At 64.9% G+C, this 13856-nt stretch carries 11 protein-coding genes; 7 read left to right on the top strand and 4 right to left on the bottom strand.

Annotation, left to right across the window (positions count from 1 at the left end; all coding sequences use genetic code 11):
- Nucleotides 1-161 precede the first annotated feature (161 nt).
- From ASB57_RS13375 to ASB57_RS13390, 4 genes are all read right to left on the bottom strand, one after another.
- Nucleotides 162-1400, bottom strand: a complete 1239-nt coding sequence (locus ASB57_RS13375) for a DUF3734 domain-containing protein (protein ID WP_057652678.1) — start codon at nt 1398-1400, stop codon at nt 162-164.
- Nucleotides 1401-1461: 61 nt separating this feature from the next.
- Nucleotides 1462-2256: an ABC transporter ATP-binding protein gene (locus ASB57_RS13380; protein ID WP_057652679.1), complete on the bottom strand. Its 795-nt coding sequence runs from the start codon at nt 2254-2256 to the stop codon at nt 1462-1464.
- A gap of 1 nt (nt 2257) precedes the next feature.
- Entirely contained in the window at nt 2258-3145 is an 888-nt protein-coding gene (locus tag ASB57_RS13385) for an ABC transporter permease (RefSeq protein WP_057652680.1), read from the bottom strand.
- A gap of 17 nt (nt 3146-3162) precedes the next feature.
- A complete protein-coding gene (locus ASB57_RS13390) occupies nt 3163-4176 on the bottom strand; it encodes an ABC transporter substrate binding protein (RefSeq protein ID WP_057656127.1) in 1014 nt (337 codons plus the stop codon).
- 424 nt (nt 4177-4600) lie between these two features.
- On the opposite strand from ASB57_RS13390, the gene ASB57_RS13395 reads away from it, so the two are divergent.
- The 7 genes from ASB57_RS13395 to ASB57_RS13425 all read left to right on the top strand — a co-directional run bounded on the left by ASB57_RS13395 (nt 4601) and on the right by ASB57_RS13425 (nt 13832).
- Nucleotides 4601-5557: an aldo/keto reductase gene (locus ASB57_RS13395; RefSeq protein ID WP_057652681.1), complete on the top strand. Its 957-nt coding sequence runs from the start codon at nt 4601-4603 to the stop codon at nt 5555-5557.
- A gap of 490 nt (nt 5558-6047) precedes the next feature.
- The gene (locus tag ASB57_RS13400; protein WP_057652682.1) at nt 6048-7115 is read left to right on the top strand and encodes an ABC transporter ATP-binding protein; all 1068 of its coding nucleotides are present in this window, start codon (nt 6048-6050) and stop codon (nt 7113-7115) included.
- Between the two features lie 44 nt (nt 7116-7159).
- Nucleotides 7160-8206 carry an ABC transporter substrate-binding protein gene (locus ASB57_RS13405; RefSeq protein ID WP_057652683.1) on the top strand — a complete coding sequence of 349 codons (1047 nt, stop codon included), beginning with the start codon at nt 7160-7162 and terminating at the stop codon, nt 8204-8206.
- Between the two features lie 64 nt (nt 8207-8270).
- Nucleotides 8271-10049, top strand: a complete 1779-nt coding sequence (locus ASB57_RS13410) for an iron ABC transporter permease (RefSeq protein ID WP_082621589.1) — start codon at nt 8271-8273, stop codon at nt 10047-10049.
- Between the two features lie 94 nt (nt 10050-10143).
- A complete protein-coding gene (locus ASB57_RS13415; protein ID WP_057652684.1) occupies nt 10144-11103 on the top strand; it encodes a GntR family transcriptional regulator in 960 nt (319 codons plus the stop codon).
- Nucleotides 11104-11192: 89 nt separating this feature from the next.
- Nucleotides 11193-12608, top strand: coding sequence for an MmgE/PrpD family protein (locus ASB57_RS13420; RefSeq protein ID WP_057652685.1), 1416 nt, complete (start codon nt 11193-11195; stop codon nt 12606-12608).
- 144 nt (nt 12609-12752) lie between these two features.
- Nucleotides 12753-13832 carry an isocitrate/isopropylmalate dehydrogenase family protein gene (locus ASB57_RS13425; protein WP_057652686.1) on the top strand — a complete coding sequence of 360 codons (1080 nt, stop codon included), beginning with the start codon at nt 12753-12755 and terminating at the stop codon, nt 13830-13832.
- Nucleotides 13833-13856: the final 24 nt, after the last annotated feature.

Genomic DNA, 13856 nt, shown 5'->3' on the forward strand with positions numbered 1-13856 from the left:
AACAATCAGACTGATCCGACAGAGACTTCCATCCTCTCGTAGGACTAACGTAAAAACGGTTAATTCGCGGTAATGTTTGAGCCGCAGATCGTTTAAGCCGCAAATCGTTTAATTCACCAACAGCGCGCTTGACGATGCACGCGCCCGCCGCGGCGCCGCGCTCACCCCCGATGGATATCGTGCGTGACGAATCCGCTGCCCGCTTCCGGCCGCGCCAGCACGTCCGGCCGCGCCAGCGTCGCCCGAATATCGGCCAGCCCCGACTGCCAGTGCTCCCGCATGGCCTCGGTGCCGAATTCGTAATCCTTGGAATGGCGCTCGTAGTTCTTGCTCTGGTAGATCAGGTTGATGACGTTGATGACCGGCGTGCAGGCCGACTCGCGGATCTGGGCCAGATCCGGCGCGTTGCGTTGCTGCTCCGGCAACAGGGCCAGCAGGCGCTGCAGATCGCGGCGCAGCCCCAGGTTGCGTTGCAGCGTGTCGGTGACCAGGCGGGTCCGGCTGGAGTACTGGATGTCCTTCTGCCGCTCCATGACTTTTTCCAGGGTATCGGGCAAGGGGCCGCGCGCGGGCCACAGGTCCACCTGCAAGGCCAGGGTGTCCCAGGTCGGATGGGGCGACAGCACGTAGTAGAGCGGGGTGTTCGACACCACGCCGCCGTCCCAGTAGTACTCCCCGTCGATTTCAACAGCGGGGAAGCCTGGCGGCAGCGCCCCCGACGCCATCACGTGGCGCGCGGTCAGCCGGATCTTCTTGCTGTCGAAATAGGCGAAATTGCCGGTGCGCACATTGACCGCGCCAAAGCTGGCGCGCACGTCGCCACGATTGAGCAGATCGAAATCCACATACGTGTTCAGCGTCTTTTCCAGTGGCGCCGTGTCGTAATAGCTGGCGCCGGCGGGCCCCTGGCCCTGCGACCAGAATGGCGGGAACGGACGCGGCTGGAAAAATCCCGGCTGCCCGTAGAACAGCGCATGGGAGGCCGCCAGGACGCTGTTCAGGCCAGGTGAGCCGTAGGCATAGGGCACGGCCGCCCCCCAGGCGCTGGCCGCCGCGGCGCCCGCTCCTGGCTGGAACATGGCGGCGAACATGTCGCCCCACGGCAAGGCCCCATAGCCGTAGGGCCGGCAGATCGACTCCCAGAAACCATGCAGGCGCTCGACCCGCTCGTCCGGGGGCGACCCCGCGATGATGGCGGCATTGATGGCGCCGATGGATATCCCCGCCACCCAATCCGGCTGCACGCCGGCTTCGTGCATGCCTTGATAGACGCCGGCCTGGTAGGACCCCAGCGCACCACCGCCTTGCAATACCAGTGCGACGGTGTCGTAGCCGGACTTGGCGCGTTGCGCACGCCCATTTGCCCCATTGGCCCTGCTTGCCTTGCCTGCTGCTGCCATGTCAACCCTGCCATCGAGATAGCGATGGCAGGTATTGTGCCCCGTTTCCGAGGCAGCCGGATTACCCCAGCAGCAGCGCGTCGTCGGACAGGTTCTCGCCCCGCACCTGTTCGAACATGGCGAGCAGATCACGCACCTGCAAGCCTTTGCGCTGGTCGCCCGCGACGTCCAGGACCACGCGCCCTTCGTGCAGCATCACGGTGCGGTCCCCCACTTCCAGCGCCTGGCGCATGCTGTGGGTCACCATCATGGTGGTCAGTTCGTGTTCGGCGACGATGCGCACCGTCAGTTCCAGCACGAACTGCGCGGTGCGCGGATCGAGCGCGGCCGTGTGTTCGTCCAGCAGCAGGATGCGCGAGGGCTGCAGCGAAGCCATCAGCAGGCTCACGGCTTGGCGCTGGCCGCCCGACAGCAGCCCGATGCGATCGCCCAGGCGATTTTCCAGGCCCAGCCCCAGGCTGGCCAGCCGTTCGCGAAAGCGCTCCCGCAGGCCTTCCTTGAGCGCCCGCCCCAGGCCGCGGCTGACGCCGCGCGACTGGGCAAGCGCCATGTTTTCCTCGATGGTGAGGTCTTCGCAGGTACCCGCCAGCGGATCCTGGAACACCCGTGCCACCCGCTGCGCACGTTCCCACGAGGGCAGCCGCGAGACCTCGATGCCGTCGATATCGATACGGCCGCTATCGATGGCGGTGTCACCCGCCACCGCATTGAGAAAGGTCGACTTGCCGGCGCCATTCGAGCCGATCACGGTGACGAACTGGCCGCTGGGTATTTCCAGAGACAGGCCGCGCAAGGCGCGGGTTTCCACCGGCGAACCCGCGTTGAAAGTGATTTCCAGGTTTTCCGCGCGCAACATGTCAGCCTCCCTTGCCGCCGCGGCGTCGTTTGAGCCTGGGCAGGACCAGGGCGAAGGTCACCAGCACGGCGGTGACCAAGTTCAGATCCTGCGCCTGCAGCCCGATGAAATCGCTGTTCAAGGCCAGGGCGATGAAGAAACGGTAAAGCATGGCGCCCAGGATCACCGCCAGCGTGGCCAGGGCCAGCCGGCGCGACGGCAGGATGCTTTCGCCGACGATCACCGCGGCCAGGCCGATGACGATAGTGCCCAGCCCCATGGAGATATCCGCCCCGCCCTGCGCCTGCGCGAACAACGCGCCGGCCAGCGCCACCAGGGCGTTGGACAAGGCCATGCCGCCCATCACCAGCCTGCCGGTGTTGACGCCTTGCGCCCGCGCCATGCGCGGATTGGCGCCGCTGGCGCGCAGCGCCAGGCCCGTGCGGGTGCCAAGAAACCAGTCGATCAGACCCTTGCAAATGAGCACCACGATCAGCAGCAGCAAGGGGCGCATCAGGTAATCGCTGATGCCGGCCGGCTGCAGGACCGTGAACACCGTCGGATCCGTAATCAAAGGCACGTTGGGACGGCCCATGATGCGCAGGTTGACCGAATACAGGCCGATCATCACCAGGATGCTGGCCAGCAGATCCATGATGCGCAGGCGCACGTGCAGCCAGGCGGTCAACAGTCCCGCCAGCGCACCCGCCACGATGGCGGCGCCGGTCGCCAGGAAAGGATCGCAGCCCGCCGAGATCAGCGTCGCCGCCACGGCCGCCCCCAGGGGGAAGCTGCCGTCGACGGTGAGATCAGGGAAACGCAGCAGGCGGAAGGAGATCATCACCCCCAACGCCACCAGGCCGAAGATCAAGCCGATCTCCAGCGCGCCCATGAAGGAAAACAAGGACATTGATCGCTACCGTCGCGTCAGTGAATGACCTGGGCGGCCGACTTCAGCAGCGCGTCCGACAGCGTGACGCCCTGCTTCTGTGCCGCCGTCGAATTGACGTACAGGGCCACCTTCCCGGCGCCCTCCGGCGGGATGGCGCCGGGCTTGTCGCCCTTGAGGATGCGCACGACCATGCGGCCGGCCTGCAGGCCCATGTCACGGTAGTTCACGCCGATGGCGGCAACCGCGCCGCGCTGCACGCTGTCGGTGTCCGAGGCGATCAGGGGAATCTTGGCGTCGTTGCTGACCTTGGCCAGGGACTCGAAGGCGGCCACGACATTGTTGTCGGTGCTTGCGAAAATGACATCGGCCTTGCCGATCAGGCTGCGGGCGGCGGACCCGACGTCCACCGTGCGCGGCGCGGCCGCTTCGATGAGGCTCATACTGGATTTGGGCAACAGGTCCTGCAATTGCTTGACCACCGCCACGGAATTGGCTTCACCGGGGTTGTAGACCATGCCGACCCGCTTGGCCGTGGGGACGATCTTCTTGATCAGTTCGATCTGGCGATCCAGCGGCAAGGCGTCGCTGACGCCGGTGACATTGGTGCCGGTCGCCTGCTGTGTCGACACGACCAGTTGCGCCGCCACCGGATCAGTGACGGCCGCGTAGACCAGCGGCACGTCCTTGGTGGCGGCCGCCACGGCCTGGGCCGCGGGAGTCGACACGGCGACGATGGCATCGGGCCGGTCGCCGATGAATTTACGGGCGATTTGCGCCGCCGTGGCGTTATTGCCCTGCGCGCTCTGGAATTGCCACTTCAGGGTCTTGGCCGGGTCGTAGCCGGCGTTCTTGAGCGCGTCCCGCACCCCGTCGCGCACGGCGTCCAGGGCGGGATGGTCGACGATGGCGATCACCGCCACCGACTTCTGCGGGCCTGCGGCCCAGGCCGCGGGGCCGGCCAGCAAGGCGATGGGGGCCAGCACGCCGACGGCGAAGGCCCGGACCAGAGTCCGCCGGGGGCCGGCGGATACGGCCACGCGGGCAGCCATGCCGGCCGGACGGGGTACTTTCACCATGGTTGGCTATCCTTTTGTCTGATTTCTATCCTGGGTATCTTTTGAATACCGCACGCGGGGGCGCCGGGCCGATCGCCCCACGCCGCTTTCCGCTTACTGGCCGCTGCCTCAGCCAGACAAGCGATAGCAAGTCGCAGTCGAAGCGCCCGCTTGCATAGTCTAACGGACGCCGCTGACAAGTCAGGGCCGGATGGGCGCGGGAAATCCCTGATGTTCATCCGCACGGTCCTTGCGAGGGTTTTTACGGCCTTCATCATCCCCATGCGTTTACGCCCAACGGTCGATATACTGGGTTTGGGGTAGGCCCGAAGGATAGCTGCTGGCAGCCGTCCTTGATTTATTCCGAGCAACATAAAAAGAACATCAATTCGATGTCGCAACCTAGCAGAGACACGAGATGCAACTACGCCAATTGGGCCGTTCCGGCCTTACCGTTCCTCCCCTGGCCTTCGGTGGCAATGTCTTCGGCTGGACCGTCGGTGAAGCCGACGCGTTTTCCCTGCTGGACGCCATGGTCGATGCCGGCTTGAATTTCATCGACACGGCCGACGTTTATTCGCGTTGGGCGCCGGGTAACCGGGGTGGCGAATCGGAAGTCATCATCGGTAAATGGCTGGCCAAAAGCGGCAAGCGCGACAAGGTCATCATTGCCACCAAGGTCGGGATGGAGATGGGGCCGGGGGCCCAGGGGCTGGCGCCGTCCTATATCGCCCGCGCGGTCGAGGATTCGCTGGCACGCCTGCAGACGGACTACATCGATCTTTACCAGTCGCATCGTGACGACCCCGACACGCCGCTTACCGATACGCTGGGTGCGTATGGCAAGCTCTATGACCAGGGCAAGGTGCGGGCCATCGGCGCGTCGAATTACACGGCGCAACGCTTGTCGGAAGCCTTGATTCTTAGCGAGCGCAATGGCTTGCCGCGCTACGAGACCATCCAGCCCGAATACAACCTGTATGCGCGCGAGCCTTACGAAAGCGGCTTGCAGGCGGTGGCCGTGGCGCAGGACGTGGGGACCATCAACTACTACGCGCTGGCCAGCGGGTTTTTGTCTGGCAAGTACCGGGAGCTGGCCGACGCCGCCAAGAGCGTGCGGGGTCGCAAGATCGTCGACAACTATCTGAACGAGCGGGGGCGGCGTATCTTGGCGGCCCTGGATGACGCGGTCGAGGCGACCGGGGCGAACCATACGCAGGTGGCGCTGGCGTGGACCATGGCGCAGCCGGGTATCGCGGCGCCGATTGCCAGCGCTACGTCGTTGGCGCAGTTGGAGGATCTGGTGGCGGCGACGCGGTTGACGCTTCCTGCAGAGGTGATCCAGAAGCTGGATCAGGCGAGTGCCTGGAAGTGATCTGCTGACGCAGAGGTTTTTTATGCGGGGGTAAACCCCCGCAGCCTCCTTTTTCGGGCTAAGCGCCCCGGAGCCGACGTTTGCCATGTGCGGGCAACGCGCAGCGTCTATTGCTGCAGAATTTTTCTTAATGCGGGGGTAACCCCCGCGCCCCCTTTTCGGGCTAAGCGCCCCTCAACGCAGGTGTCTGCTGATTGCAGGTTCGGGGAAACGCGCAGCGGCCTCCTTGCCTGGGCTGGCGCCCATGGCGCAGGCGTTCACCGACGACGAGGCGCCGCAGGCGGCCTCGCCCCCTCCCCCGTAGCGGACCGGCTTTGCCGGTCCGCTTTTATTTTTCCCCTCCGCGGCAGCGGCCCCTTCCCGCAAAGGTATTAATCCCGCCCAAAACAAAATCGTCATCTGTTGACAATCTGCAAATTAACTCCTAGCCTTCTCCGCTAGAAGTGAGCCACCGGAAGTCATAAAAACCGGCCACTTAAAGGAGGCTTGGGTGTCTTTCCTCGAATTGGACGGGCTGACCAAGAGCTATGGCTCATTGGCGGTCGTCAAGGGTGTCAACCTCTCGGTCGATAAAGGCAAGCTGGTCTGCCTGCTCGGCCCTTCCGGCTGCGGCAAGACCACCACGCTGCGCCTCATCGCCGGCTTCGGCAAGGCCACCGGCGGCGAGATCCGCGTGGGCGGGCAAACGGTGTCCTCGGTGCAGGCCACCGTCCCCCCCGAATCCCGCAACATGTCGATGATCTTCCAAAGCTACGCGCTATGGCCCCACATGACGGTGTTCGAAAACGTCGCGTACGGCCTGAAACTGCGCCGCCTGCCCGCCCGCGAGGTCGCCGAAAAAGTCCGCACCATCCTCGCGTCCACCCAGCTGACGGCGCTTGAAACCCGCTACCCCGGCGAACTCTCCGGCGGCCAGCAACAGCGCGTGTCCCTGGCCCGCGCCCTGGTCGTCAAACCGGAAATCCTGCTGCTGGACGAGCCACTGTCCAACCTCGACGCCAACCTGCGCGAGGAAATGCGCTTCGAAATCCGCCGCCTGCATGACGAATTCCGCTACACCACCGTCTACGTCACGCACGACCAGGCCGAAGCCATGACCACCGCGGACATCATCGTCGTCATGAACGAAGGCCGCATCGAACAGGCGGGATCGCCGGAAGACATCTACGAGCGCCCCCAGACCGAATTCGTCGCGCGTTTCATCGGCGGCACCAACATCCTGAAGGGCACCCGCGAAGGCGACGATGCCGTGCGCTGCGACGGCGGCCTGCTGCTGCGTTGCGCCAGCGGCACCTTCCCCGCCGGCGGCCAGACCGCCGTGTCCGTGCGCCACCACGACATCCAGCTTTCCCCGAACAAGCCCGATGACACCGCCACGAATTGGGCCAGCGGCACCGTCCAGCGCCAGATCTATCTGGGCTCCCACCGCGATTACCTGGTGACGCTGCGTGGTGGCGCAACGGTGCGCACCATCGCACCCGTTAACGTCGCCATCCCGGTCGGCCAGGAAGTCGGCCTGTACTTCGCGCCGGAAAGCTGCCGGGCGCTCGCGCATTGAGCTGCAAAAACCGAAGGCAATAGAAAGCCCAGAGGAGACCTGACATGAAAAGAACCGCCATCATCACCCTGCTGACCAGCTCCGCCCTGGTCGCGGCCACCCCGGCCATGGCCGCGCCGCCAGCCCCCTACGAGATCACCCCCGACCTGGTGAAGGCCGCCACGGCAGAGAAGAAAGTCGTCTTCTACACGTCCACCGACGTCGCCGTGGCCCAGGGACTGGCCCAGGAATTCAAGAAGGAATATCCCGGCATCGACGTGCAGGTGGAACGCTCGGGCTCCGAACGCGTGTTCCAGCGCCTGGGCCAGGAGTATTCGACCGGCATCCACAATGCCGACATCATCGAGACCTCCGATGCCGTCAACTTCGTGTACTTCAAGCAGCAGAAATGGCTGACGCCCATGGTGCCGAAGATCGTGGCGGAAAAATGGCCGGCATCGGCACGCGACGCCGACGGCTTCTATGCCGCCTATCGCGCCCACCTTTCCGTGATGGCCTACAACACCTCGGTGATGAAAGAGGCCGACGCGCCCAAGACCTGGACCGACCTGCTCGACCCCCGCTACAAGGGCAAGATGGTGAAGGCCCATCCCGGCTACAGCGGCACCATCATGACGTCGACCTACGTCTTCAGCCAGATGCTGGGCTGGGACTATTTCGAGAAACTGGGCAAGCAGGACGTCATGCAGGTGCAGTCCTCCACCGAACCGCCCAAGAAGCTGGCGGAGAAGGAAAGAGCCTTGCAAGTCGACGGCAATGAATACAACGTCTTCCGCCTGCAGGACCAGGGCGTGCCGCTGAAGATCGTCTATCCGCCCGAAGGCACGCCCATCGCCATCGGCAACGCGGCCGTGCTGAAGGACGCGCCCCACCCGAGCGCGGCCAAGCTCTTCTACGCCTTCATCTTTTCCACGCAGGCGCAGCAGATCAACAGCGACGCCGGCGGCCTGCGGTCCTTCAATCCGGACGTCAAGGAAAAGGCCGGCCGCACGCCGCTGTCGCAGATCAAGGTGCTGAACTCGGACCCCACCAAGATCCTGCCGCTGATACAGACCATCAAGTCCAACTACGAGAAGTATTTCGGCACTTGAACCTGCATCCGTCCCAGCTCCCTGGACCCTCTGCCCGCCTGGACCCTCTCCCGGTATTGAAACAATGACCACTGCCCCGCTTGCGTACGAGCAACCACAGCAGCAGCCGAAACCGCAACAGGATCAGCAGCAGGACGAGCAGCCGCGCAAGCAACCCGCGCGCCGCATCGACCTGTCGGCAGTCATCTTCATCCTGCTCGCGCTGCTGCTGGGGGTGCTGGTCATTCTTCCCCTGTTCTGGCTGCTGTACTACGCGTTCCGGGGCGACGACGGCGCCTTCACCTTCCAGAACCTGGCCGCCCTCTTCACGGACGCCAGCCTGTTCCAGGCCTATAAGCGCACACTGGGCATGGGCCTGGGTGTAGCGGTGCTCACCTGCGCCGTCGCCACGCCGATGGCCTGGCTGGTGGCGCGCACCGACCTGCCCCTCAGGCGCTACGTCCGCATGCTGGTGACGGCCTCGTTCGTCACCCCGCCCTTTCTGGGCGCGATCGCATATGAAATCCTGGCCGCGCCCAACAGCGGGCTGGTCAACGTCATCTACCGCGCGCTGTTCGGCCTGGAGCGCGCCGACCGGCTGGTGAATATCTACACCCTCACCGGCCTGGTCTTCGTGCTGGCCTGCTTCACCTTTCCCTATGTCTTCACGCTGGTCGCCAACGCCCTGGATAAAGTGCCCTCCGACCTGGAGGACGCGTCCTCCATGCTGGGCGGCAAGGGCCTGACGACGCTGCGCAAAGTGACCATTCCGCTGGTGTTGCCCGCCATGCTGGCGGGCATGCTGATCGCCGTGCTGCAATCCCTGACGATGTTCGGCTCCCCGGCGATACTCGCGCTGCCGGCCGGCTTCCACGTGGTCACCACCAAGATCTGGAGCTTCTTCCAGTTCCCGCCACGCCTGGGCATGGCGGCGGCGGCCTCCATCCCCTTGCTGCTGATCACCGTCGCCCTGCTGCGCGCCCAGAAAGCGATACTGGGTCGCAAGGGCTATACGGTGCTGGGCGGCAAAAGCGGCACGCCACGGGTCACCGAGCTGGGCCGCTGGAAAGCCGCGGCCATCATCTTTGTTCTTGCGGTGCTGAGCCTGACCGTCTTCCTGCCCTATGCCGCGCTGCTGAAGACCTCGCTTACCCGCACCGTCGGCGATCCCGTCAACTTCAGCACGCTGACCCTGCACCACTGGAATTTCGTGCTGTTCGAGCTGTCCGCCACCCGGCTGGCCCTGACCAATACCCTGATCCTGGGCCTGTCCAGCGCCACCATCGTCACCGCGCTGGCGCTGGTGGTGGCCTATCTGGCGGGCCGCCGGGCGCTGGGCGGCGCATCCATCCTGGGCATGCTGGCGACCGCGCCGGTTGCCATCCCCGGCATCGTGCTGGGCGTGGGGCTGTTCCTCAGCTACGCCAATCCCACTTTCCAGCTTTACGGCACCCTGTGGATCCTGCTCATCGCCTTCGTCACCATCGAATTGCCGGCCGGCTATCAGCAGATCTCGTCCGCCTTCTCGGGCGTGCATCCGGAACTGGAGGAAGCCAGCCGCATCCTGGGCGCGTCGCGCATGCGGGCCTTGTGGCAGATCACGGCGCCCTTGCTGCGCACCAGCGTGGTCGCCACCTGGTGCTTCGTATTCGTCGGCACGATCCGCGAACTGTCCGCCACCATTCTGCTGACCACGGCGAATACAAAATTAGTATCGGTTATCATTTATGACCTGAATGAGAGCGGCGATCTCGGCGCGATTTGCGTGCTGGGCATCATTCTGCTGGTGGTTTCGTTCGCCGTCGTTTCCGTCGCCAATGCCGTGCCCATTCTTGGCGGATCCCAAGCGGGATCCCGTCAATGAACAAGGGCGCGCCATGAACACCGTGCGAACAGTGCGAACCGCGGGCCGCCATGCGATAACTACCGCCGCCTCGGCAAACTCACCACGCCACACGATGTCGGACACCGTCAATCTTACCAACAGCTTCTCCGCGATCGACTTCCTGCGCACCAAGTCGCTAGCCAATGTGGTGCAAGCCGAGATCGAGCGGATGATCATCGACGGCGAGTTCCAGCCTAACGAACGCGTCAACGAGAACGGCTTGTCGCAGCGTCTGGGCGTCAGTCGTGGGCCGATCCGCGAAGCGTGCAGCGCCTTGGCGGCGATGGGACTGATCGAGATCATTCCCAACCGGGGGTTCTTCATCCGGGCCTTGTCCAACGAAGAGTCGCTGGATTTGTCGGAAGCGCGCGCGGGGATATTCGGGTGCATGACCATGATGCTGGCCGAGCGCGCCACGGACGCGCAGATCGCCATCCTGCGGGCGCTGCTCGCACGCATGGACGAGATCGTGGCCTTGGGTGAGGTGCATACCTACTACCCCGTCAATCTGGAATTCCACAAGCAGATCGCGTCGATGTCGGGGAATAACCGGCTCAATTCGATTTATCAGAGCTTCGTACGGGAACTGCATATCCAGCGCTATCGCGCCCTGTCCAGCCCGGACGTGCTGCACATTTCTAACTCCGAACATCGCGAAATCGTCGACGCCGTGGAAGCCCGCGATCCCGTACGCGCGCTGATCGCCGGACGTGCCCATATCCTGAACGGCATCGTGCGCTCGAACCGGGCGATGCACCCGGAAGACGCGGCCCCGGCGGCCGGCACCGGCGCGCCCCCCCGCAAGGGCCGCCGCGCGGCAGGCGTGCTGGCGCAGACGACCGTCCCCGCCGCGCCCGCCGGCTCCATGGCCAGCGCCGCCCAAGCCACGAAGTCGCAAACGGCCGGCAAGGCCAGTTCCGCCGCCAGCGCCAACACGGGCACGAAAGCACCTGTGGCCGCGAAGCCGGCCACGGCCACCCTTGGCGGCGGCTCTGCCGCCGCCAAAAAATCCCGCGCCACTCGGCGCACCTGAACCTTATTCGCAAGACCCGGGCAAACCCGGTTTTCCCATAATCGTTGACAATTTACAGTTATCAAATAACGCGCCCTCCGGAGGAAGACATGCAGAAACCCGAATCGAACAACATCGAACTGACGCAATACGTCGCCGAGTTCATCACCCGCACAACGGCCGCGGACCTGTCCGCGGAACTGGTCGCCCTGGGCAAGAAATCTATCCTCGATGGCCTGGGCCTGGCCTTGTCCGGTTCGGTTTCCAAGACCGGAGAACTGGTCCGCCGCCACCTGGACGATCTGAATCTGGGCGAAGGCAGCGCCACCGTCATCGGCGCCGGCCGCAAGGTAGCCCCGCGTTTCGCGGCCTTCGCCAATGGCGTCGGCATCCACGCGGACGACTACGACGACACCCAGCTGGCCGTGGCCAAGGACCGCGTGTACGGCCTGCTGACGCACCCCACCGCACCCGCCCTGCCGGCCGCGCTGGCCATGGCGGAACAGACCAGGGCATCGGGCCGCGATTTCATGCTGGCCTATCAACTGGGCGTGGAGGTCGAGTGCAAGATCGCCGAAGCGATCGCTCCGCGCCACTACCAGACCGGCTTCCACGCCACGGCCACCTGCGGCACCTTCGCCGCCGCCGCCGCGGCCGCCAAACTACTGGGCTTTGACGTGCCCACCACCCGCCGGGCCTTGTCCATCGCCGGCAGCCAGTCCGCGGGCTTGCGTGAAAACTTCGGCACGATGACCAAGCCTTTCCATGCCGGCCGCGCGTCCGAAAGCGGCGTGGCCGCCGCGCAGTTCGCCTCGTACGGCTGGACGGCGGCACCGCGCATTCTCGAAGCGCCACGTGGCTTCTTCTCCGCCGCGGGCGGCGGCTACGATCCCGCCGCCATCTACCAGAAGCTGGGCGCGCCCTGGACCTTCGTCGACCCGGGCGTGTCGATCAAGCCGCACCCGTCCGGCTCCCTGACGCACCCGGGCATGACGGAAATGCTGCGCCTGATCCAGGAGAACGACATCCGCGCCAAGGATGTCCGGCACGTGCGCGTGGGCACCAACCACAACATGCCCAATGCCTTGATCCACCATCGCCCCAAGGACGAGCTGCAAGCCAAGTTCTCGATGGAATTCTGCATGGCCATCCTGCTGCTGGACGGTCGCGCCGGGCTGAACGAATTCACCGATGCCGCCGTGGAGCGCGAGGACATCAAGGCCATGATCGAGAGAATCGATTTCGTGGTCGATGACGTCGCCGAAGCGGCCGGCTATCACTTGATGACCACGATCATCGACATCGACCTGGCCGATGGCCGGCGCATCTCCGGCCGCGCCGACATGGGCAAGGGCAGCCCCGCCATGCCCATGAGCTATGACGAAGTGGCGGCCAAGTTCCACGAGAACGCGGAGTTCGCCGGCCTGAACCGCCACACCGCCGCCGAGATCGTCGACCTGGTCAGCAAGCTGGAAACCCTGGCGTCGGCCGACCTGTTGACCCAGCGTCTGATCCGCATTGCCTGATACGCATTGCCTGATACGCATTGCTTGATACGTATCGTTTGATACGCATCCCCTGAAGCCCGGGCCGCCTGCCGAAAATGTCGCCGCGCGGCCCCGGCGCATCGCCGGCAACGCTTTGACCGTCAACCATCGAGGCTCATTGTTATGCACACCCCCTTAGTGATCGGCGTCCTGAACGGCGACGATATCGGCCTTGAAATCGTTCCCGCCGCCGTGGAGGTCACCCGTGCCGCCGCCGAGCAGGCCGGGCTGCGCATCGACTGGCGCCCGATGCCCATCGGCCGCACGGCCCTGGACACCCACGGATCGACCTTTCCCGACGGCACCCTGGAAGCCTTGTCCAAAATGGACGGCGTCATCCTGGGCCCCATCGGCCACCAGGCCTATCCCAAGACAGCGGGCGCGATCAATCCTCATCCCATCCTGCGCAAACGGCTGAACCTGTTCGCCAATGTCAGGCCCACGCGGTCCTATCCCGGTCTGGGTGCCCTGCGCGACGATATCGACCTGGTGATCGTGCGCGAAAACAATGAAGGCTTTCAGCCGGACCGCAACGTCGTCGCCGGCAGCGGAGAATTCCGGCCCACCGAGGACATGACGATATCCGTGCGCGTCATCACGCGAGTAGGCTCCGCGCGGGTGGCGCGCGTGGCCGCGGAGATCGCCAGGCAGCGCGGCAAGCGGCTGACGCTGGTGCATAAGGACACGGTCTTCAAGCTGGGCTGCGGCATGTTCGTGGAGGAATGCCATCGCGTCGCGAAGGAGTTTCCCGACGTGACCGTGGATGAGGTCATCGTCGATACCATGGCCATGCGCCTGGTGCGCGATCCGCAATCCTTCGACGTGATCGTCACCACCAATATGTTCGGTGACATCCTCACCGACGAGGCGGCCGGGCTGGTCGGCGGCCTGGGGATGGCGCCGGGCCTGTGCATCGGCGAAGGCAATCTGGCGATGGCGCAGGCCACGCACGGGTCGGCGCCCGACATCGCGGGCAAGGGGATCGCGAATCCCTACGCCATGATCGAATCCACGCGGATGATGGTGGAATGGCTGGGGCATAACCGGAAGCTGCCCGAGGCGGTGCATGCGGCCCAGCTGATGGAGCGCGCGATCACGGCGGCGTTGGCGAATCCGGCCACGCGGACGCGTGATATCAAGGGAACGGCGACCACGCAGGAGATGACTCGGGCGATCGTGGAAGGGATCGCCCCTACCCGCTAACGCGGGCCCCCCAGGGAGCGACAC

The organism is Bordetella sp. N, assembly GCF_001433395.1.
In the GTDB taxonomy this organism is placed as follows: Bacteria; Pseudomonadota; Gammaproteobacteria; order Burkholderiales; family Burkholderiaceae_B; genus Bordetella_C.

What these genes read in the sequence shown, in the direction of transcription:
- ASB57_RS13420 (WP_057652685.1), top strand. Translation starts at nt 11,193, where the DNA reads ATGCAGAAACCCGAATCGAACAACATCGAACTGACGCAATACGTCGCC.
- ASB57_RS13380 (WP_057652679.1), bottom strand. Translation starts at nt 2,256, where the DNA reads ATGTTGCGCGCGGAAAACCTGGAAATCACTTTCAACGCGGGTTCGCCG.
- ASB57_RS13410 (WP_082621589.1), top strand. Translation starts at nt 8,271, where the DNA reads ATGACCACTGCCCCGCTTGCGTACGAGCAACCACAGCAGCAGCCGAAA.
- ASB57_RS13415 (WP_057652684.1), top strand. Translation starts at nt 10,144, where the DNA reads ATGTCGGACACCGTCAATCTTACCAACAGCTTCTCCGCGATCGACTTC.
- ASB57_RS13425 (WP_057652686.1), top strand. Translation starts at nt 12,753, where the DNA reads ATGCACACCCCCTTAGTGATCGGCGTCCTGAACGGCGACGATATCGGC.
- ASB57_RS13385 (WP_057652680.1), bottom strand. Translation starts at nt 3,145, where the DNA reads ATGTCCTTGTTTTCCTTCATGGGCGCGCTGGAGATCGGCTTGATCTTC.
- ASB57_RS13395 (WP_057652681.1), top strand. Translation starts at nt 4,601, where the DNA reads ATGCAACTACGCCAATTGGGCCGTTCCGGCCTTACCGTTCCTCCCCTG.
- ASB57_RS13405 (WP_057652683.1), top strand. Translation starts at nt 7,160, where the DNA reads ATGAAAAGAACCGCCATCATCACCCTGCTGACCAGCTCCGCCCTGGTC.
- ASB57_RS13375 (WP_057652678.1), bottom strand. Translation starts at nt 1,400, where the DNA reads ATGGCAGCAGCAGGCAAGGCAAGCAGGGCCAATGGGGCAAATGGGCGT.
- ASB57_RS13390 (WP_057656127.1), bottom strand. Translation starts at nt 4,176, where the DNA reads ATGGCTGCCCGCGTGGCCGTATCCGCCGGCCCCCGGCGGACTCTGGTC.